This is a genomic window from Arthrobacter sp. zg-Y820, assembly GCF_030142155.1.
Taxonomy (GTDB): domain Bacteria; phylum Actinomycetota; class Actinomycetes; order Actinomycetales; family Micrococcaceae; genus Arthrobacter_B.
In genome coordinates this window covers 2,572,877-2,592,432 of record NZ_CP126247.1, presented here as the reverse complement: position 1 = coordinate 2,592,432, position 19,556 = coordinate 2,572,877, and the positions used below count along the sequence as shown (strand labels likewise).

18 protein-coding genes are annotated in these 19,556 nt (G+C 62.7%); 11 read left to right on the top strand and 7 right to left on the bottom strand.

Going from position 1 to position 19,556, the window contains the following annotated elements; translation table 11 throughout:
- Positions 1-309 precede the first annotated feature (309 nt).
- Entirely contained in the window at positions 310-1,836 is a 1,527-nt protein-coding gene (locus QNO08_RS11760) for a glycosyltransferase (protein ID WP_229965321.1), read from the bottom strand.
- Positions 1,837-1,924: 88 nt separating this feature from the next.
- On the opposite strand from QNO08_RS11760, the gene QNO08_RS11755 reads away from it, so the two are divergent.
- On the top strand, positions 1,925-2,710 hold the full coding sequence (locus QNO08_RS11755) for an acyltransferase (RefSeq protein WP_231712273.1): 786 nt from the start codon (positions 1,925-1,927) through the stop codon (positions 2,708-2,710).
- Between the two features lie 639 nt (positions 2,711-3,349).
- A complete protein-coding gene (locus tag QNO08_RS11750) occupies positions 3,350-4,396 on the top strand; it encodes a glycosyltransferase (RefSeq protein WP_284155597.1) in 1,047 nt (348 codons plus the stop codon).
- A gap of 54 nt (positions 4,397-4,450) precedes the next feature.
- Here QNO08_RS11750 and wecB read toward each other — a convergent pair whose 3' ends face one another.
- Positions 4,451-5,575, bottom strand: coding sequence for a non-hydrolyzing UDP-N-acetylglucosamine 2-epimerase (wecB, locus tag QNO08_RS11745; RefSeq protein ID WP_229965324.1), 1,125 nt, complete (start codon positions 5,573-5,575; stop codon positions 4,451-4,453).
- 593 nt (positions 5,576-6,168) lie between these two features.
- On the opposite strand from wecB, the gene QNO08_RS11740 reads away from it, so the two are divergent.
- Together QNO08_RS11740 and recG are read left to right on the top strand one after the other, a co-directional pair.
- Complete coding sequence (locus QNO08_RS11740; protein ID WP_229965365.1) at positions 6,169-7,146, top strand: DAK2 domain-containing protein; 978 nt, start codon at positions 6,169-6,171, stop codon at positions 7,144-7,146.
- The gene (recG, locus tag QNO08_RS11735) at positions 7,136-9,349 is read left to right on the top strand and encodes an ATP-dependent DNA helicase RecG (protein ID WP_229965325.1); all 2,214 of its coding nucleotides are present in this window, start codon (positions 7,136-7,138) and stop codon (positions 9,347-9,349) included. Before QNO08_RS11740 ends, recG begins: the two co-directional genes overlap by 11 nt.
- A 76-nt stretch (positions 9,350-9,425) precedes the next feature.
- Here recG and QNO08_RS11730 read toward each other — a convergent pair whose 3' ends face one another.
- Entirely contained in the window at positions 9,426-10,187 is a 762-nt protein-coding gene (locus QNO08_RS11730) for a CatB-related O-acetyltransferase (protein ID WP_284155596.1), read from the bottom strand.
- A 288-nt stretch (positions 10,188-10,475) separates the two neighbouring features.
- On the opposite strand from QNO08_RS11730, the gene rsmD reads away from it, so the two are divergent.
- Entirely contained in the window at positions 10,476-11,075 is a 600-nt protein-coding gene (gene rsmD / locus QNO08_RS11725) for a 16S rRNA (guanine(966)-N(2))-methyltransferase RsmD (protein ID WP_229965326.1), read from the top strand.
- Between the two features lie 36 nt (positions 11,076-11,111).
- Here the strand turns inward: rsmD and QNO08_RS11720 are convergent, their stop codons facing one another.
- Complete coding sequence (locus QNO08_RS11720; RefSeq protein ID WP_229965327.1) at positions 11,112-11,942, bottom strand: spermidine synthase; 831 nt, start codon at positions 11,940-11,942, stop codon at positions 11,112-11,114.
- Entirely contained in the window at positions 11,942-13,186 is a 1,245-nt protein-coding gene (locus tag QNO08_RS11715) for an aminotransferase class I/II-fold pyridoxal phosphate-dependent enzyme (protein ID WP_229965328.1), read from the bottom strand. Before QNO08_RS11715 ends, QNO08_RS11720 begins: the two co-directional genes overlap by 1 nt.
- A gap of 41 nt (positions 13,187-13,227) precedes the next feature.
- Here QNO08_RS11715 and coaD point away from each other — a divergent pair, with 41 nt between their 5' ends.
- Both coaD and QNO08_RS11705 read left to right on the top strand, forming a co-directional pair.
- Positions 13,228-13,707, top strand: a complete 480-nt coding sequence (gene coaD / locus QNO08_RS11710; RefSeq protein ID WP_229965329.1) for a pantetheine-phosphate adenylyltransferase — start codon at positions 13,228-13,230, stop codon at positions 13,705-13,707.
- Between the two features lie 3 nt (positions 13,708-13,710).
- Complete coding sequence (locus QNO08_RS11705; protein WP_229965330.1) at positions 13,711-14,931, top strand: polysaccharide pyruvyl transferase family protein; 1,221 nt, start codon at positions 13,711-13,713, stop codon at positions 14,929-14,931.
- 18 nt (positions 14,932-14,949) lie between these two features.
- On the opposite strand, the gene QNO08_RS11700 is transcribed toward QNO08_RS11705, so the two are convergent.
- Entirely contained in the window at positions 14,950-15,585 is a 636-nt protein-coding gene (locus QNO08_RS11700; protein ID WP_229965331.1) for a YdcF family protein, read from the bottom strand.
- A gap of 216 nt (positions 15,586-15,801) precedes the next feature.
- Here QNO08_RS11700 and QNO08_RS11695 point away from each other — a divergent pair, with 216 nt between their 5' ends.
- The 4 genes from QNO08_RS11695 to mutM all read left to right on the top strand — a co-directional run bounded on the left by QNO08_RS11695 (position 15,802) and on the right by mutM (position 18,377).
- Positions 15,802-16,368, top strand: coding sequence for a YceD family protein (locus tag QNO08_RS11695; protein ID WP_229965332.1), 567 nt, complete (start codon positions 15,802-15,804; stop codon positions 16,366-16,368).
- A 2-nt stretch (positions 16,369-16,370) separates the two neighbouring features.
- Positions 16,371-16,574, top strand: coding sequence for a 50S ribosomal protein L32 (gene rpmF / locus QNO08_RS11690; protein ID WP_055240805.1), 204 nt, complete (start codon positions 16,371-16,373; stop codon positions 16,572-16,574).
- 71 nt (positions 16,575-16,645) lie between these two features.
- Entirely contained in the window at positions 16,646-17,350 is a 705-nt protein-coding gene (rnc, locus tag QNO08_RS11685; RefSeq protein ID WP_229965333.1) for a ribonuclease III, read from the top strand.
- 4 nt (positions 17,351-17,354) lie between these two features.
- A complete protein-coding gene (gene mutM / locus QNO08_RS11680; protein ID WP_229965334.1) occupies positions 17,355-18,377 on the top strand; it encodes a bifunctional DNA-formamidopyrimidine glycosylase/DNA-(apurinic or apyrimidinic site) lyase in 1,023 nt (340 codons plus the stop codon).
- A 281-nt stretch (positions 18,378-18,658) separates the two neighbouring features.
- Here the strand turns inward: mutM and QNO08_RS11675 are convergent, their stop codons facing one another.
- Positions 18,659-19,477: a serine hydrolase domain-containing protein gene (locus QNO08_RS11675; protein ID WP_229965335.1), complete on the bottom strand. Its 819-nt coding sequence runs from the start codon at positions 19,475-19,477 to the stop codon at positions 18,659-18,661.
- Between the last annotated feature and the right edge of the window lie 79 nt (positions 19,478-19,556).

The following is a 19,556-nucleotide window of genomic DNA, read 5'->3' as shown; positions in this document are numbered from 1 at the left end:
TCGGGACCGTATACGGCAGAGTTATGCCGTCAAAGGGTCGCTGTGGTTGCTAGTGGCCCGGCATTGGTGTTGGTGCTGACAAGCGGGGCCAGACCCTCGCATTCGAGTGCCACCCCAAAATAGGGTCTTGTAGTTCCAGATACCCTCCTTGAAGCCGCGTCTTGCGCTAGAATCCCTGGCTTCCGTAAGCGGAGAAGGCTCTTAGGATATAAACAGTCTCAGCCTAAGAGCCTTCTTCTTTAGTGCTGCACGGAGATAATATTGTCCTCACCCGCGGGGCAAACATCCGATGTTGAGTGCTTCAAGCGTTTAGCCCAGCGCTAATACACCGGAGCCCATGATGTTGAACAAGCTTCTCCAATCATCGATGAGACGTTGCTCGGTGAATCGCTCTGTTACTTGCCGTGCGGTGGTGCTCATATTATTTCGCAATCCGTGATCACTGAGTAGTAGAATCGCTGAATCGGCTAGTTCCGATATATTCCCTGGCGCTACAATAAATCCATCTTTCCCGTTCTGCATGATATCTGCAGGGCCATATTTGAAGCCATAACTGATAGGTACGCAGCCTTGTGCCATACTCTCGATCAGCGAAAGACAGAATCCTTCGTGGTTCGAAGTCACAAAGGACACAGCAGCACCAGCAAAAATTTTGGCCGAATCATCAGTAAATCCCATGATACGGACGGAGTCCCGTAGGCCAAGGTGCTCGATAGAGTCTACGATCTGTTGCTCATCGGGGCCGCGTCCGTAGATCTCGAAGTAAGCGGATGGGCACTTTTCCCGGATTCGCGAAAACGCATTTAGTGCGTCTATGTGTCCCTTGTTCTTATCGAACCGGCCGACCATGACAATTTTGTTTGGATCCCGCACAACAGAACGTTCAACTTTGGGGACATGGTGGGGTATTACATGCAGATTGTTGATCAGCCCGTGCTCTTTAAGCAGATCGAGACGTTGTTCCTCCGTTAACACTACCAATGCAGGAAGATCTTCGATCGAGCTTAAGAAATGTCTCTGATCCGGCCGAGTCGGACTGCCATAAGTATACGGAGAGCCATAGTGTGAAGAGTGGAAGGTAAAAATCAGCACTCCATCCAAGGCGGAGGTAACGGCAGCTAGCGCGTTTCGCCGGCGCCCATACTCGGAAATTATCGTCGGCTTACCGATATCGAGCATTACAAAATTACGCAGCCAATACTCATACATTTCATCGTAGGACGAGAAGTGAACCACTCTCCCGTCATGAAGTGTAAGGTGTCGCTGCGATGTCTCTTGGGGCTCTGACAGATAGACAGATCCGTCGGGGCGACAGTAATCTATGACCTCGGGCCTGTTAGTGGTGTGGTTCATTAGCTCGACTTTGCACGCTTGACCGGCCTCGTCAAACCATGTGCGGCGTAGACGTTGTTTACCATTGTCGGTGAGGTAGTCGATGAAGCTCACGGTTTTCGACGTCCGCATCCAAACAAATTCTCGGTAGTCGCCCTCGTATCGCCCTCTGGAAACTTCCCAGCGCTTCGTATCTGGTGTGTATACCCAGCCAGATTCTCCGATATGGGTTGGCGCAACATATTCCGTGCTGGAAGGCATGGGTTTGCGGCCAGCAAAATCTAGGTGCATCGACCGAACGTCAATCATACCTTCTGCCAACTGCCCAGCATCTTGGAGCCCGGCTATATGCCGGTCGATATCGGGGACAAACTGGTCCACGAGAATCGTGGTCTTCGTACCTTCAGCCGCAAAGGCTTGGGCACGTCGCAGAACGGACATAGCCAGGCCGGTGGGGCGGTCCGGCAGCGGGCCGAACATTGCTATAAATACTTGCTGAGTCATACAAGTAGTTTCTCATGTCGCCGTAACGAAAGCACATGTGCTTCTCTTGCGGTCGTGTGGCCGGTATTCTGTGCTGGTGGAATCAGTTATGCGACTTGCAATTTACAAAGACGACCGCGGCAACGAGATTACTTATACCGGCGTAGTCGACGAGAATATCAATATAGTTTTCAGGGGTTCGAACAACAAGCTAATTGTGTCAGCAAGCGCCAGAATAGTACTGCTTCATGTTCAGTTTGATTGCGACAACGGTCACTTTGCGATTGGAAGCAGTAAAGGTGGAGGGGTAATAAAGATACATTCTCGCGTGGGCCAGGGTGCAGCGATCACTGTTGGAAATAATGTATCCATGACCGGAAATGTATACATTTCATCTGTAGAGGGTTCGTCAGTAGTCATAGGCGACGACGTCATGTTCGCTAGCGGAATACAAGTGCGTGCCGACGACGCCCATCCGATCTTTGATGTGTCGAGTGGGGAGCGTATTAACGTCACGGAAGATATTGCGATTGGTTCGCACGTATGGGTAGGTAATAATTCCTCCATTCTCGGTGGTGCGGATATCCGGGACGGATCCGTTATCGGGCTTGGCTCCGTTGTTAAAGGCAAAGTTCCAAATAACTGCATAGCCGTTGGTGCTCCAGCACGCGTTGTACGCCGGGACATTGCGTGGGAACGTCCTCATCTCTCCCTGGTTAAGCCGTTTTACAAACCGGACTCAAGCACAGTTAAAAAGTCCGCATTTTGGAATTATACCGAAGAAACCGAGAGCTTTTATGAACAAAGCACCCAGCTTCCCACGCCCTTGACTTCATCTAGCAAAAGTCTTTTTGGCAAATTGTTATCGAGGTTTGGTTACCAAAAAATCAGTTAGCATTAATTGTTGTTCAGTGGGGTGTGGCCTGAGTCAGCGAGGCATGCTGCAACTCTTTCGAACAGTCTGCTTCGCCGAGAACGGGGCAAATAGTAATCTGCGCTGGGTTCTGGGTCGGTTTGGTTCGTGTAGCGTGAGGGTATCCGCAAATAAAGTCGGCAGAGGATCAGTATGCATATCTACAATGTCATGTTTGGTGGAGTCCCGGCACGTCCAACCGGGCTGGCCACGAGCGTTCTTCGGCGAGCACGTGCTTTGGCAAATTCTGGGCATAGCTTCGAGATTTTGGTCAGTGAACATTCCCCTAATTTTGAAGACAGTGTCCAAACGTTGGAGGAAGAGGGCGCCTTAGCTGACGGCAGGATAAAGCTGCGAAGCATGCATTACGATCTCGCTGGGATCGAAGGTGCGAGAGAAGAGCATCCCTATTCCAGTCCTTTGGGTAGGGCTCAGAACGGATGGAGTTATGTCCAGGATCCAAAGCGGTCGGATATTTGGCGTGGCTCTCAGGATGGGGACTACAAGCACTTCGTTTGGATGCGGGACGATAAGGTTGCGGGAATAGACACCCTCCGCAGTGGTAAGCGAACAAAGCGTACCTGGTATGACTCCGGTGGGAGGGCCTGCAAGGTCGAGAGAATGACTCCTGAGAATAAGCCACACCTTATCGAGTACCTTGACCATTCTGGAAACATCTATTTGCAAGAAAGTAAGTCTCCAGAAACTGGCGCTATCACGAATATCGCGATGCATACGTCGAAGGGCATTAGAAACTTTTCAGCGCTTTCTTCGCTAATAGACTACTGGTTTCATGAGATTGTTTTCAAGGGTGTCGTGGGACCGACAGTGATTTCGGAGTATGGATTCCACCGGGCGTCTCTTCAGGAGTTGGAAAAGCGCAACGCTGCAGCGGTTATCTATACGTTTCACAACAACCACCACACTGCGCCTTACGGCGTTTCAGCTCCGCTTCGACCGGAGCAAAGGGACTTTTTCAAGCACCTTAAGGAGTATAAGGCGCTCGTGTTGCTGACGGAGGAGCAACGGAAAGATATAGTGGATGAGTTTGGGTGCTCCGATATTCTTCACGTCATTCCACACCATATGCCGAGAATCGCGATCGATCGTCAGCTTGAACGAGACCCAAACCGGATTGTCATGGTTGGACGTTTCGACGCGATTAAGGGGCATGCCCATGTGTTTAAAGCCTTTGCGCATGTTGTGAAGTGTCATCCCCAAGCAACGCTGAGTCTTTTCGGGAGGGGACCGGAAGAGAGTCGGCTTCGTGATTTGGCCAAATCCTTGGGGCTTTCGGACTCGATCCATTTTCGCGGTTTCACGGCGGATGCCTTTAGCGAGTTCAGTCGCGCTGCTATCTCCGTTGTCGCCTCATCCTATGAAGGTTTCTGTCTGTCTCTTGCCGAGAGCATGACTGCCGGCTGTGTACCGGTTTCATGGAACTTCAGATATGGCCCGAATGATCTGATCACGCACGAACGTGACGGCCTTCTTGTAGAGGCGGGTGATATATCAGGGTTGGCAGAGTCGCTTATTAGCCTTTTGCAAGATCCACAAAGACGTCAGCGAATGTCTGCCGCCGCGCGGGAAATTTCGGATCGTTTATCTGAAGATCAACTCATAGAAAGCTGGAACGAGCTAATGTCAGCAGCCCATTCTCGAAGTTAGTCTTGTTAGGGATTTTTCTTATCACAGTATGAGCGATTTGCACATATCCCACTGTCAGTGGACTTTTTTGTCCAGTAGGTTCTCGAGGGCAACCATGCTCCGCGCAGCAGCGGTCCCATCCCCATAGGGATTCATTGCCTCGGCCATGGAGTTGAAGTACACCCGGTCGTGCAGCAGGCGGTCCACTTCGGAAACAATGCGGTCCTCATCAGTGCCGATAAGCTTCACCACGCCGGCCTCCACGGCTTCCGGGCGCTCTGTGTTCTCCCGAAGGACAAGGACGGGCACGCCCAGGCTGGGGGCTTCTTCCTGAACTCCGCCGGAATCGGTCAGGATGATGTGCGCCAGGGAAAGCAGCCGGGTGAACTCGCCGTACTCCAGCGGTTCGGTGACCAGCACGTTGTCCAGACCGTCCAGGTGGGGCAGGACCGCTTCACGGACCACCGGATTGGCATGGATCGGCAGCACGATGGTCAGGTTCGGTTCGGCGCGGGCAATGCGGCCCAGCGCGCGGCCGATTCCCTGCATGCCTTCGCCCTGGTTCTCCCTGCGGTGGGTCGTGACCAGCAGGACCTTCCGGCCGGACGACGCGAGGTTTTCCAACTCCGGATCCACAAACGGAACATTCTTTTCCACCGTCGCGAGCAGCGCGTCAATGACCGTGTTGCCGGTGACCACGATGTTCGCCGGATTGATGTTTTCCGCCAGCAGATTCTGCCGGCTGCCTTCGGTGGGGGCCAAATGCAGTGACGCGATCTGCGAGGTGATTTTGCGGTTGCCTTCCTCCGGGAAGGGCGAGAAGGGATTGCCGCTGCGCAGGCCGGCTTCGACGTGGACCACCGGGATCCCGTGATAAAAGGCGGCCATGGCTGCTGCGGTGGAGGTGGTGGTGTCGCCCTGGACGATGACGGCGTCGGGCCGGTTTACGTTGAAGAGCTTGTCCAGGCCGTCGATGGTCCGGGCGAGGATGCCGTTGAGGGTCTGGCCGGGCTCAAAGATGTTGAGGTCGTAGTCCGGTTCAATGCCAAAGAGGTTGTTGACCTGGTCCAGCATGGAGCGGTGCTGGCCGGTGACAGTGACGAAGCAGTCGAGCACTTCAGATTTCCGAAGCGCGGCCACAATGGGCGCCATTTTGATGGCCTCGGGACGTGTCCCGTATATGGGCATGACTACCGGCAAAATACAACCCCCAACAGGCAAACAGTGAAGTGTAATCCCTTAGCGTAGCGGATTAGCTGTTTCTAGCAGTTTTCGAGCCAGATTCGGGCCGAATAAGTTATGCGGTCTCCGGGGCCGTTATCCGAATAAGAAGAGCAGGACGGCGAGGGTGGGAACGGCAACGACGACGAGCGCCATTACGGCTATCGCCGCGGCCCGCTGCCTCCGGTAACGCGTGGACCTGACAGGCCGGGGGGCCGCTGCGGGAGCAGCCGAAGGGGTGCTGGGCTCGGGGCTCACGGGGGAGGTCACAGCGGGAGTACCAGGGGATGTCACCGGGGACGTTTCCGGGGAACGTGCTTCGTCCGTCATGCGAACGGTGCCCATGTGCCGTGCCGCTGCAATGTCGGGGTACCGTCTCTTGGCCATCCTTCAACTTTCCCACATTTGTGCAAATCGTTATCGGCACCGCCAAGGCGGCTGCGGTAGGCTTCCTACTGTCCAAACCGGCCCGGAGCACTCGGGGGACTGAATGTGTCCGGGGGCCGGAATATCAGCGACAGCACGGAAACGGGTTCACTTTGCAGACCAAAATCACCGCGAACGCACAGGCGCTGAAGCGATGGTTGAGCAAAGCCGAAGTGTCTCTGGGTAACCACAGTGACCGGCTTAATGCGATCAATATCTTTCCGGTGGCCGACGGCGACACCGGCACCAATCTCTACCTCACCCTCCGCTCCGCCTCGCGCGCCATCGCCGACGCCGAGACCACTGACATCGGCGAACTGCTGGGTATTGCCGGCCGGGCCGCCATGGAGGACGCCAAGGGCAATTCCGGCACTCTGCTCTCCGTCTTCCTGACCGCCATGGCCGAGCCCCTGCAGGGCACCACCCGCCTCTCGGCGCCGCTGCTGGCCTCCGCACTGCACCGCGCGCAGCTGCGGTCCTGGTCCGTGCTCAGCGATCCCGTTCCCGGCACCATGCTCTCGGTGCTGGAGGAGGCCGCCAACGCTGCCCGGGACACCGAAGCCGCCCAGACCGGCGACGACAGCAACGCCGGGCTGGCCGCCACCCTGCGCGCGGTCACGAATGCCGCCCTGGCCGCCGTCGTGCACACCGAACTGCAGCTGGACGCCCTGACCCAGGCCAAAGTAGTCGACGCCGGCGGCGTCGGGTTCCTGCTTGTCCTGGACGCCCTGCGCGCTGCCGCGCTGGGCGAGGAACTGCAGGAGGAACTGCTTGACGGCCTGCACGGGTACGACGTGCAGGCTCCGCACATTCACGGCGACATGCCGCGGATGGAGGGCGTGGAAGTGATGTGCACCATCAACCTCAGCCCGCTGGACGCCGCGACCCTGCGTCTGCAGCTGGATGAGCTGGGGGACTCGGTGATCATGAGCGCCGTGAACGCCGTGGGGGAGGGCTACCGCTGGCGCGTGCACGTCCACACGCCCGACGCCGGAATCGCCATCGATCTGCTCCGTACCGTGGGCGAGCCCATGAACCTGACCATCACCGAGCTTTCCGCCGATGGCCACGAAACCAATGAAATTCCCGAGGGCAGCGGAATCCACGAGGCCCATGAGGTCTAACGTTCCCCCGGAACTGGACTTCCCGCTCGAGCGGCGCATCGGCAAGCCCTCCGCCACCAAGCTGGAGAAGCATCTGGGCCTGACGACCGTCGGCGACCTGCTCCACCACTTTCCGCGCCGCTACATGGAGCGCGGGGAGCTGACCCCGATCGCGGAAATCCCCTTCGACGAGGACGTCACGCTGATCGCCCGGGTGCAGAGCGCCAACGCCCGGCGCATGCAGACCCGCAAGGGCACGCTCCTGGAGGTGACTGTCACCGATGACGCCAGCGGTGCCCTCGGCCTGCTGCACCTGACCTTCTTCAACGGCTGGACCGCGCAGAAGGATCTCACGGTCGGCACCCGCGCCATGTTCTCCGGCAAGGTGGGCGTCTACAAAAAGCAGCTGACGCTGACCAACCCCAACTATGTGGTGCTCAACGAGGAAGCCGACGACGAGGAAGAGGCCAAGCGGCCCATCCCTCTCTATCCGGCCGCCACCAAGCTCAACAGCTGGGACATCAAAAAGGCAGTCGACGCCCTGCTGCTCACCCTGCAGACCGAAGAGCTGCACGACCCCATCCCGGAGTCCATCCGGCAGCGCGAGCACCTGCTGGGCCTGGTTGAGGCCTACGAGAAAATCCACCGGCCGGCGGAAGTCGGTGAGGCGTACAAGGCCCGGCACCGGTTCCGCTACCAGGAGGCCCTGGTGCTGCAAACCGCCCTGGCGCGGCGGCGGAGCATCGCCGCGCAGGAGGACGCCACCGCCCGTCCGCCGCGGACCGGGGGTCTGCTGGACCGCTTTGATGCCGCCCTGCCGTTCACGCTCACCAACGGCCAGGCCGAGGTCGGCCGGGAGCTGGCAGCGGACCTCGCCCGCCCGCACCCCATGAACCGGCTGCTGCAGGGCGAGGTGGGCTCCGGCAAAACCCTGGTCGCGCTGCGCGCCATGCTCCAGGTGATCGACGCCGGGGGACAGGCGGCGCTGCTGGCCCCCACCGAGGTCCTCGCCGCCCAGCACTACGAGTCCATCACGAGGACCCTGGGTCCGCTGGGCCAGGGCGGACGGCTGGGCAGCGACGAGGACGCCACCCAGGTCACGCTGCTGACCGGCTCCATGAACACCGCGCAGCGCCGTGCCGCCCTGCTGGATGCCGCCAGCGGTGCCGCCGGCATCGTGGTGGGCACACACGCCCTGCTCTCCGAACACGTGCAGTTCGCCGATCTGGGCCTTGTCGTCGTCGACGAGCAGCACCGTTTCGGCGTCGAACAGCGCGACATCCTGCGCACCAAGGGGCGCAGCACTCCGCACCTGCTGGTCATGACCGCCACTCCCATTCCGCGCACCGTGGCCATGACCGTGTTCGGTGACCTCAACGTCTCCACCCTCTCCGAACTGCCGGCCGGCCGGGCGCCGATCTCCACCTTCATGGCGCCGCTGGCGGAAAACCCGGCCTGGGCCCGCCGCATCTGGGAACGTGCCCGCGAGGAGATTGACGCCGGACGGCAGGTGTATGTGGTCTGCCCCAAGATCGGCGACAAGGAGGGGGAGCCGGGCTCCGATCTTTTCTACGACGAGACCGCTCCCGGCAGCAAGGCCGACAAGCTGAGCCTCTCCTCCGTCGCCGAAATGTTCCAGCAGCTCTCCGAGGTGCCGGCGCTCGCCGGCGTGCGGATCGGCATCCTGCACGGGCGGCTGGAACCGGCGGAGAAAACCGAAACCATGGCCGCCTTCAACCGCGGCGACATCGACCTCCTGATCTCCACCACCGTCATCGAAGTGGGCGTGGACGTGCACAACGCGTCAATGATGGTGATTATGGACGCCGACCGGTTCGGGATCTCCCAGCTGCACCAGCTGCGCGGCCGCGTCGGCCGCGGCGGGCTGCCGGGCACCTGCCTGCTGGTCACCCGGCTGGAACCCGGACATCCCAGCCGGGAACGGCTGGAGGCAGTGGCTGCCACCACCGACGGCTTTGAGCTGTCCCGCAAGGACCTGGAGCTGCGCCGCGAGGGGGACATCCTGGGCGCCTCGCAGTCCGGCGGCCAGTCCACGCTGAAGCTGCTGCGGGCCATCCAGGATGAACCCCTGATCGAAAAGGCCCGCGCCGATGCCACGGCCCTGGTCGAGGAGGATCCGGACCTGACGGAGAATCCGGCGCTGAACGAGGCCATCGAGGACTACCTGAATCCGGAGAAGGAAGCCTTCCTGGAGCGCGGCTGACCCGGCACGTATCTCTGCGTCTCTGCGGGTGTGACCCTGCGGATTGTGCGTCAAAAGTGACGGCCAAGCTTGCACTTCAGCTTCTTGCAGCCTCTTCTAGTTCTCTCCCGTCTAGGAACGACGGTGAGTATTCCTCGATGTCACCAGTCTTGGCCAATTCAATGACGTTGGCAGCGAATTCATGCGGATGGCGGACATCCACATCCCTAAGACTGCTCGGTGAGTATCTCCACCATTGTGCTTCGAGTAAGAGGCGCACTGTTTCGTCATCAAAACGGGAACGTATAACTTTGGCCGGAACGCCGCCAACGACAGTGTATGGGGCGACATCCTTTGTCACTACGGCATTACTTGCGATAACTGCTCCATCCCCTACTGAAACACCGTGTCCTAGGGTGACATTCTCGCCAATCCAGACATCGTTACCGATTGTTATATTTCCAGCTTGATATTCAAACTTCTGATATCTGGGCTGCTCCGCCAGATCGCCTTCGTATGTTCTCATCATCAACTGTCGGTTATAGAAGACCGGGCTAGTGGAGGCCCACTCAAGTGGGTGCTTGGCACCCATTACTCGCAGGCCCAATGCGATGGATGAGTATCTTCCTACGCTTACGGAAGACGGCAGTGTCGAAAGCGTGTAAGAAAAAGAGCCCATCGACACAAGACTGCGTCCACTGCCTGCCCAGTATGTTGTGTAGGGCTCAATTTGAAGATCAGGGGAGAATTGAACCTGCATGCCATCCGCGTAGCTAATACCGCTTTCTGCTATTGAGTTGACGCCAGGACCCAAGAAGAATATGCGGTTATGAACGAGTAAGGGCCTCAGTTTTGGCATGGGTATCTGCATGGTTCAAATTCTAGCTGTGGCAGGAATTTATACGAAAACTCCCTTTTTCTTGCTAAGATTTGTCGCTGACTCTTCCATCGTGGAGCCTGCCACATTACCTTGCATTCTCTGCCAAGGCGGCAAGCCGCTGGAAGTGACAGCAGCGATTATGATCTGAGTCGCAGTGGCAGGCAGGCAGGAGGAACTGGACCTGATGAGTGCCGCCCCGGAGCGTGCTGCCCTGGTCAACTGACTTTCAGGCCGGAGGACCGGCCAAAGCCCGATAAAGTAAAACCCATGAGCCGCATCATTGCCGGAACCGCCGGCGGAACCTCCCTGACCAGCGTTCCCGGAACAGGAACCCGCCCCACCACGGACCGGGTGAAGGAAGCATTGTTCTCCCGGCTCGAGTCCTACGACATCCTGGCCGGCGCCCGCGTGCTGGACCTGTTTGCCGGATCCGGCGCCCTCGGCGTGGAAAGCGCCAGCCGCGGCGCGGTCTCCGTGGACCTGGTGGAGCTGGCCGACAAGGCCGCCGGCACCTGCAAGCAGAACGCCAAACTGATCAACGACGCCGCCGGCCGCAGCGTCGTCAACGTGCACCGCGCCAAGGCCGACACTTACCTGCTGCGCGTCCCCGCCGACGTCACCTGGGACCTGGTGTTCCTGGATCCGCCCTACGACCAGGACGAGGAAGACCTCGCCGCGGTGCTCCGGGCACTGCCGCGGCACCTGGCCGAGGGCGCCGTCGTCGTGCTGGAACGCTCCACCCGTTCACCGGAGCCGGTGTGGCCGGCTGGAATGGAACGCTTCAGCGAACGCAAGTACGGCGAGACCACGCTCTGGTTCGCCGAGCCGGCGCAGGCCGACGACGACGAAGCCGCCGCAGGCTCCTAGCGCCCGCTGGCGACGGCCCGCGGCGTCGAAGTCCGGCTAGCGGCCCGAAGCGAAGACATCCAGCCGCTCACCGGTCAGGACGTCCGCCGGATGCGGACCAGCCGCCAGCAGCTGGGCCGTCCACTCCTCGGGCCAGGGGAAGGCTGTCGCGGCGAGCACAATGTTGCCCGGATAGCGGCCGGTGAACATGGACTTCGGCCCCAGCGCCGCGAAACCCGCGCCGGGAATTCCGGCCAGCCCTTCCCGCACGGCGCGGACCTGCCCCCGGCAGAACGCCAGCCCGGGGTCGTCGCCCACATTCACCAGCAGCACTCCGGCGGGGGAGAGCAGGGCCGCGGCCTCGGCGTAGAACTCCGGCGTGGTCAGGTGCTCCGGAGCATCGGCGCCGGCGAAGACATCGAGCACAATGGCGTCGAAGGAGCCGGGTTCATAGCGCGAGAGCGCCTCGCGGGCATCACCAATGACCGTCTCCAGCACGGTGCCCTCGGGCAGCGGCAGATGCGCCAGGACAAAGTCCAACAGTTCCCGCTCCAGTTCCACGGCGTGCTGCTCGGAGCCGGGCCGGGTGGCCTGCAGATACCGGGTGAGGGTCAGCGCGCCGGCGCCCAGATGCAGGGCCCGCAGCGGCTGCCCCGCGGGCGCGGCCAGGTCCAGCACGTTGCCGATCCGGCGCAGATACTCGTAGAAGATCTCCTCCGGATGCGCCAGGTTCACGTGCGACTGCTCGGCCCCTCCGATGCTCAGCACCCAGGCACCGGGGCTGAAGCCGTCCCCGGTGATGGTGGCATGGGCGCCGATGCCGCGCAGCAGCCTCGAGGGTGTGCGGCCGCTGTTGTTCGATCGGTTGCTCGTCGTCTTCCCGGCCATCAGAGCACCTGTCCCAGCTTGGAAATGCGTTCGGCCGCTTCCTGCAGCACTTCGGTTTTCTTGCAGAAGGCAAAGCGGAGCAGGGTCCGGGTCCGGCGGGCGCCGTCCTCGTGGCAGAACATCGCCACGGGGATGGCGCCCACCCCCACCAGTTCGGGCAGCCGGCGGGCCAGCGCGGTGGCGTCGGTGATGCCCAGGGGTGCGACGTCGGCGTTCACGAAGTAGGTGCCCTGCGGCTCAAAGACGGTCAGGCCGGCGGCGCGCAGCCCGGCGCTGAGGACGTCGCGCTTGGCCTGCAGGGTTGCGGCGATGCCGGTGAAGAACGCATCCTCCAGCCCCAGCCCGAGGGCAATGGCGCCCTGGAACGGGGTGCCGGAGCTGTAGCTGAGGAAGGACTTCACCGCCCGCACCGCGGCGACCAGCTCGGCGGGCCCGGAGAGCCAGCCGATTTTCCAGCCGGTGAAGGAGAATGTCTTGCCCGCCGAGGAAATCGTCAGGGTGCGCTCCGCGGCTCCGGGGAGGGTGGCCACGGGAACGTGCCGCGGGCCGAAGGTGAGGTGTTCGTAGACCTCGTCGGTCACGATCACCGCGTTGTACTTGGCGGCCAGCTCCACGATCCGCTGCAGCGTTGCGGCCGGGAACACGGCGCCGGTGGGATTGTGCGGGTTGTTGACCAGCACCACCCGGGTGCGCTCGGAAAAGGACTCCTCCAGCGTGGCGAGATCCGGCTGGAAGTCCGGGGCCAGCAGCGCGGCGGTGGTGTGGGTGGCTCCGCTGAGCCCGATCACCGCGCCGTAGGAGTCGTAGAACGGCTCGAAGGTCAGCACCTCGTCGCCGGGACCGGTGAGCGCCAGCAGCGTGGCCGCAATGGCTTCGGTGGCGCCGGTGGTGACGATGATCTGGGTGTCCGGGTCCAGATGCAGCCCGTAGAAGCGCTCCTGATGGGCGGCGACGGCGTTGCGCAGCACCGGCAGTCCCTGTCCCGGCGCGTACTGGTTCTTGCCGTCGAGAATGGCGGCGCGGGCGGCCTCCAGAACCTCGGCCGGGCCGTCCTCGTCGGGGAATCCCTGGCCCAGGTTGATGGCGGAGTGCCGGCCGGACAGGACGGTGATTTCCTCGAAGATGGTCACCCCCAGTGCTCCGTCTGTGCCCAGCAGATTGGCGCCCGCGGCGGTGCGCTGCCAGGGCGGAGTTCCACCGGCGGAGTCGGAACGTAACAGCGGTGTGGGGGAGGGAGAGCTCATGTCTTCCAGTATTACCCGCTTTGACCGGGTAGATTCGACCTATGCGACGCGCTGTATGCCCCGGATCCTATGACCCCATCCACAACGGACACGTAGAGGTGATCGCGCGTGCGGCCAGTCTCTTTGATGAAGTGATCGTGGCGGTGTCCACCAACTACGCCAAGAAGTACCAGTTTTCCGGCCCGGAACGCCTGGCCATGGCCCGGGAAACCCTGGGTGCCCTGCGCGGAGTCTCAGTGCTGCCGATGGGCGACGGACTCTTGGCCGATTTCTGCCGCGAGCACGGCGTGGACGCCATCGTGAAGGGCCTGCGCTCGGTTCAGGACTACCAGTACGAACTGCCGATGGCCGTCATGAACCGTCACCTCACCGGCGTCGAAACCGTGTTCCTGCCGGCCGAAAGCCGCTACACGCACCTGTCCTCCACCCTGATCAAGGAAGTTTCGGCGCTCGGCGGCGACGTCAACGAACTGGTGCCCCGCGCCGCTTACCGGCGGCTGCAGCAGGCCCAAGGGGCCTAACCCGTGCCGAGGGACCTATCCGGGGAAATCGTCGAGACGGGCGGTTACCGCTTTGCCGTTGAACTGGTGCGGGACGGCAGCGGCTCCGGAAGTGCGGTGTCGGTGCGGGCCGCTGATGCCGCTAATGCCGCGGACGGATGCGACCCGGAGTCGGCGCCGGAAGCGGTCCTGCTGCGCAGCGCCCTGATCGGGCACGCGGACCTGATTCGCCTGGACACGACGACGGGCGCACCTGGGGAGACAACTCCCGGACCGGGCACCGAACGGCACCTGCTGCACCGCCTGCCACCCGGCGCGCCGGCGGAGCAGCAACGGGCTGCGGTCGAGGATGTGCGACGACGGCTGCCCGGGCTGCTGGCGCCGGCTGCGGCGGTCGCCGCCGGCGGCAGGGAGGTTCCGGAGAACTGCGTGAACCTGCTCTGGTGGGATGAACGCGCCAACTTCGGCGACGCCGTCGGGCCCTGGCTGGTGCGCAGGCTGACCGGGAGGACCCCGGTCAACGGCTGGAGGCGAAACCTTGCCGACCCTCCGCTGGTGGCCGTCGGCTCGACCGCCGGCTGGCTGGAGCAGGACGGCACCCGGGTGTGGGGCGCGGGCCTGATGGCGCCGCTGGCCCCGGCCGCTGCGGAGCGCCTGGCGGGACTGCGCGGTATCCGGATCCACGCGGTGCGCGGAGAGCTTACCGGCGCAGAGCTGCGCTCGCAGCTGGGCTGGAGCGTGCCGGAAATCTACGGCGACCCTGCTCTGCTGCTGCCGCGCTTCCTGCCGGTCCCGGACGGCCAGCCGTCCCAGGGCAAGGTGGCGGTGCTGCCGCACCTCGATCACCGCGGGCTCCTCGGGGATTCCGACAACCGCGGCGGGCCGGGGGAGGACCGGGTCCACGTCGTGGATGCCCGCCAGGGTCTGGAACAGGTGGTGCGGGAAGTGGCCGGCGCCCGGGCCTGCATTTCCAGCTCGCTGCACGGAATCATCGTGGCCCAGGCCTACGGGGTGCCGTGGGTCTGGGTGCGGATCGAGGATGCCGTGATTGCCGGGGACACGTTCAAGTTCCGGGACTTCTTCACCACCCTGGAGGCAGCGGCGGTGTCGGCCGTCAGCATCACCGCGGCACAGGCGCGCACGCTGGACCCGGTGCAGCTGGCCCGCACCGCAACGCTTCCGCGGCTGCAGATCGCGCTGGACGCGTTGCTGGAGGCGTTTCCGCTGCCGGTGCTTCAGCGCTGAGTCGCCGCTGAGCCGGCGCTAAATCCTGCTCGCGCAGGTGGGCCGCAGCACCGCGGCGGCGAGCCCGCCGGTCTCCTCGGCAAACCTGCCCAGCCACTGCCCGGGGGAAAGTTCGGGATCGGAGGGCACCATGGTGAGGTTCGCCGTCGTGCACTGGCTGATGTTGGTTTCCGAGCGCAGCAGGTGATAGCGGGAGGTGACCACAATCAGGTTGTCCCAGCCGTTGTCGGCGGCCAGCCGCGCAATGGTGCGCGCCTCGCCGCGGGTGGTCATCGGTTCCGGAAAGAAGCAGGTCACCGCCGCACTGGCGGGATCCTCGCTGACGGTGTCGCCGGCGGTGTAGTCGCAGTACAGATCGGTGATCAGGTTGCCGCGGGTATCGGTGCTGGAAAGCACCAGCTCGGGGGCGTACCCCTCGGCCGCCAGCTCCCGGCCCACCGGCAGGCGCTCCGCAGCGGCCCCGGCGAGCACCACTACGGCGTCGGCCTGCGCCGGCTCGTGCACCTGCGGGTAATAAAAGAGGTTGACCGCAGCGAAGAGCCAGATCAGCAGCGCGGAGAAAAAGACGGTGACGGCCACGTCCACGCGGCGCGGCACTCCGCGCTGGAGCCGGACCACCAGGCGGTGCGGCAGGGCGCGGAGAGAGGGAAGCATCCTGACAGTTTATGCGCGCTGAAGGGGCCGTTCGGTAAACCTCCGGCGCTGCGGCCTGTAAACTGGAATGAGCAGCCCGTGCCCTGCCTCGATCTGAGGGAAGGTGCGGCGCAGTTTGAGAGAATCGGCCGTATCAGGCTAAGATGATATGTCGGTCTATGTTCTACAGGAGTTCTCATTAGCGTTCAGTCGCGGATTTATCCGGGTTCGTCGCCCTTGGCCATCAGCGTCAAGGATCTCGGGCGCAGCCCGGGTGTTATGCGGACAATGCAGGAACATGTTCCGGCACCGAAGGACTTCGGTGTTGCGCTTATCGGCGTGCCGGAAGGAACAGATCTCGATCTGGACCTGAGGTTCGAAGCCGTGCACGAGGGGATTTTGGTATCCGGAACCGTCATCGCTCCTGTTCAGGGAGAATGCGGACGGTGCCTGAAGCCCATCGCGTACGACGAAGAAGTCGATGTGCAGGAACTCTTCTACTACGAGGACGCTGAGTCTTTCGGAACAGAAGAGGAAGAAGAGCAACACCGGATCGAGCGAGATGTCATCGATCTTGAGCCGGTTTTGCGGGACGCAGTGGTCACCACCCTGCCGTTCCAGCCGGTGTGCCGGGAGGACTGCGAAGGCCTTTGCTCCGAATGCGGAGCGCGCCTTGAGGAGGATCCGGGTCACCACCACCAAACAGTGGATCCTCGCTGGGCAGCCCTCTCCGGGCTGGCTGGCAGCGTCGCAGACAATTCTGCGGCAACAAGTACAGAGTCAGACGAGAGAGAAGAGAGTTAGTCGTGGCTGTTCCCAAGCGGAAAATGTCCCGCTCGAATACGCGTGCACGCCGGTCCCAGTGGAAGGCAACTGCCCCCAACCTGGTGAAAACCGTTGAAAACGGCCGCGTTACCTACAGCCTGCCTCACCAGGCCAAGGTCGTGACCGACTCAGCTGGTACCGCGCTGTTCCTTGAATACAAGGGCCGCAAGGTAGCGGACGTCTAAATCAGTGTTCCTTTCCTGCACGGCGTGCCGGACAGGAAAATGAATGCTGCTTTTCGGGTCAAAACCAAAAAGTGAAGAATACTGAAGAGCTTCTGAAGCGTCTCGGTGTCGATATCGACGCCGGGACGCTTCGTCTTGCCCTAACGCACCGCTCCTACGCTTACGAGCAGGGCGGCATCCCCACGAACGAACGCCTTGAGTTCCTGGGTGACTCCATCCTGGGCTTTTCCGTCACGGATGCGCTGTACCGGGACAACCCGGAACTGTCCGAGGGCGAACTGGCCAAGCGCCGGTCCGCCGTCGTCAGCACCCGCGCGTTGGCCGGCGTGGCCCGCGAACTGGAACTGGGCCAGTACATTCTGCTCGGCCAGGGTGAGAAACTCACCAAGGGCCGGGACAAGTCCTCGATCCTCGCGGACACCACCGAAGCCCTGATCGGCGCCGTCTACCTCTGCCACGGGATTGAAACCGCCCGGGCCATGGTGATGCGACTGATCGGGCCGCTGCTGCGCAACGCCGACGCCCTGGGCGCCGGCACCGACTGGAAAACCAGCATCCAGGAGATCGCGGCCAGCCGAAAGCTCGGCGACATAGAATACAAGGTCACCGGCTCCGGCCCCGATCATTCCCGCAGCTTCGTTGCCGTGCTTCACATCGGCGACAAGCCCTACGGCACCGGCACCGGACACTCCAAGAAGGAAGCGGAGCAGGAAGCTGCCGCCGCGACCTGGAAGATGGTGCGCCCCACCGGCAGCTCCGCGGCCGCCGGAGCCTAGCTCCGTGCCCGAACTGCCCGAAGTGGAAGTGGTCCGCCGCGGACTGGCCTTATGGGTCCGCGGCCGGACCATCACCGGCGTCGAAATCCTCGATCCCCGCTCCGTGCGGCGCCACGCTGCCGGACCCGAGGACCTGCGCGGCAACCTCGAAGGCGCCGTGGTCACCGACGTGGCGCGCCGCGGCAAGTTCCTCTGGCTGCCGCTGGTGGAGTCTTCCTCCGTTCCGTCCGCTTCCTCCTCCGCTTCGCCGGCGGCCGGTGCGCGCTCCATCTCCTCAGCCGACGACGTCGTTCCCCGGCTCGCGCTGATGGCCCACCTGGGCATGAGCGGGCAGCTGCTGATGGAAGATCCGCACCTGCCCGACGAGAAACACCTCAAGGTCCGCCTCACGCTCAGCCCTGCCGTTTCCGCAGACGGAACGCCGATGCCCGCGGAGCTGCGGTTTGTGGACCAGCGCATTTTCGGCGGCGTTTTCCTCACCGATCTGCGCCCGACGCCCGACGGCGCCCCCGGCGGACTCTCGGAAACCGGGCTGCCGCTGGTCCCGGAGGAAGCCGCGCACATTGCCCGCGATCCGCTGGACCCGGCGTTCTCCTTCGACGAGTTTTATGTCCGGCTGCGCAAACGCCGCACCGGCATCAAGCGTGCTCTGCTGGACCAGGGGCTGATCTCCGGCGTCGGGAACATTTACGCCGACGAGGCGCTCTGGGCTGCCAAGCTGCATTTCGCCCGCCCGGCAGAAACCATGCGCCGGTCCGACGCCCTGCGCCTGGTTGAGTCCGCCCGCGACGTCATGACCCGCGCCCTGGCCGCCGGCGGCACCAGCTTCGACTCCCTGTACGTCAACGTCAACGGCGCCTCGGGATACTTCTCCCGGTCACTGAATGCCTACGGCCGGGAGGGCGAACCGTGTCCGCGCTGCGCCGCCGTCGGGCTCTCCACCCTGATCCGGCGCGATTCCTTCATGAACCGCTCCTCGTACAGCTGTCCGGTGTGCCAGCCGCGGCCGCGCAACGGCCGCTGGTAGGGGATTCGTCTCGGTCTCTTGCTTGCGCCGAGTGCGTGTTGGCGTGCGGGGTTTGGTGCGCGGGGTTGCTGTGCGCTTCGCCGGCTGGCCGCTGGTTGCCCGAGTGTGCAGCTCCGGTGGCTTAGGTGGGCATGGGCTGCACCGAGAGTGCAGCTTTGGCGGCTATTTCCGGCTGGATCCCGCCATATGTGCACTTTCGGCCGGGGTGTCGCCCTGGAACCCGCCATACGTGCGCTATCGGCGTTGTGGCGGGACCGAGTGTGCAGCTCCGGCGGCATAGGTTACGCGCCGCGGAGCTCCGCGAGCACGCCGTCGGTGAACGGCGGCCAGACCTCGGCAGCCCAGGGCCCAAAGTCGCGGTCGGTCAGGGCCACTGCCGCAGCGCCGGCGTCGGGATCGACCCACAGGAACGTTCCGGACTGGCCGAAGTGCCCGAAGGTGCGCGGCGAGCTGTTGGCTCCGGTCCAGTGCGGAGACTTGGAGTTGCGGATTTCGAAGCCCAGCCCCCAGTCGTTCTCCTTCTGCCGGCCGAAGCCGGGAAGCACGCCGGCCAGGCCGGGGAACACCACCGTCGTTGCTTCGGCCAGCCGGCCCGGTGCGGTGAGCACCGGCTGCTGCAGCTCCGCGGCGAAACGGCCGAGGTCAGCCACCGTCGACACCGCGCCGGCGGCCGGCGAACCCTCCAATGCGGTGGAGTTCATCCCCAGGGGAGCGAGGACGCCGTCGTGCAGGTAGTCAGCCATGGAAATGCCGGTGGCCTCCTCCAAGGTTTCGCCGAGCACCTCGAATCCGGCGTTGGAGTACAGCCGCCGGGTGCCCGGGGCGTAGCGGACGGTGCGTTCGGCAAAGTCGTAGCCGGCGCTGTGCGCCAGCAGGTGCCGCACCGTCGATCCCTCGGGCCCGGCCGGCTGATCCAGTTCCAGCGCCCCCTCATCCAGCGCAACCAGCATGCTGTACGCCGTCAGGAGCTTGGTCACCGAAGCCAGCGGATAGCGCCGCTCAACGTCGCCGTGCGTTCCGGCCACACTGCCGTCCGCCAGCACGACGGCGGCGGAGGCATGCTCCACCGGCCAGTTCTCGATAACCTTGACGCTGTCCATGGGAGTTCCTCTGCTGTGAATCGGCGGTAACGAAATCGACGGTGACTAACTCGGCGGTAACAAAACCGACGGTGACGAC

Excerpts from the sequence above, each read along its gene's own strand:
- QNO08_RS11760 (WP_229965321.1), bottom strand. The coding sequence starts at position 1,836 with ATGACTCAGCAAGTATTTATAGCAATGTTCGGCCCGCTGCCGGACCGC.
- QNO08_RS11755 (WP_231712273.1), top strand. The coding sequence starts at position 1,925 with ATGCGACTTGCAATTTACAAAGACGACCGCGGCAACGAGATTACTTAT.
- QNO08_RS11750 (WP_284155597.1), top strand. The coding sequence starts at position 3,350 with ATGACTCCTGAGAATAAGCCACACCTTATCGAGTACCTTGACCATTCT.
- recG (WP_229965325.1), top strand. The coding sequence starts at position 7,136 with ATGAGGTCTAACGTTCCCCCGGAACTGGACTTCCCGCTCGAGCGGCGC.
- QNO08_RS11730 (WP_284155596.1), bottom strand. The coding sequence starts at position 10,187 with ATGCCAAAACTGAGGCCCTTACTCGTTCATAACCGCATATTCTTCTTG.
- rsmD (WP_229965326.1), top strand. The coding sequence starts at position 10,476 with ATGAGCCGCATCATTGCCGGAACCGCCGGCGGAACCTCCCTGACCAGC.
- QNO08_RS11720 (WP_229965327.1), bottom strand. The coding sequence starts at position 11,942 with ATGGCCGGGAAGACGACGAGCAACCGATCGAACAACAGCGGCCGCACA.
- QNO08_RS11715 (WP_229965328.1), bottom strand. The coding sequence starts at position 13,186 with ATGAGCTCTCCCTCCCCCACACCGCTGTTACGTTCCGACTCCGCCGGT.
- coaD (WP_229965329.1), top strand. The coding sequence starts at position 13,228 with ATGCGACGCGCTGTATGCCCCGGATCCTATGACCCCATCCACAACGGA.
- QNO08_RS11700 (WP_229965331.1), bottom strand. The coding sequence starts at position 15,585 with ATGCTTCCCTCTCTCCGCGCCCTGCCGCACCGCCTGGTGGTCCGGCTC.
- QNO08_RS11675 (WP_229965335.1), bottom strand. The coding sequence starts at position 19,477 with ATGGACAGCGTCAAGGTTATCGAGAACTGGCCGGTGGAGCATGCCTCC.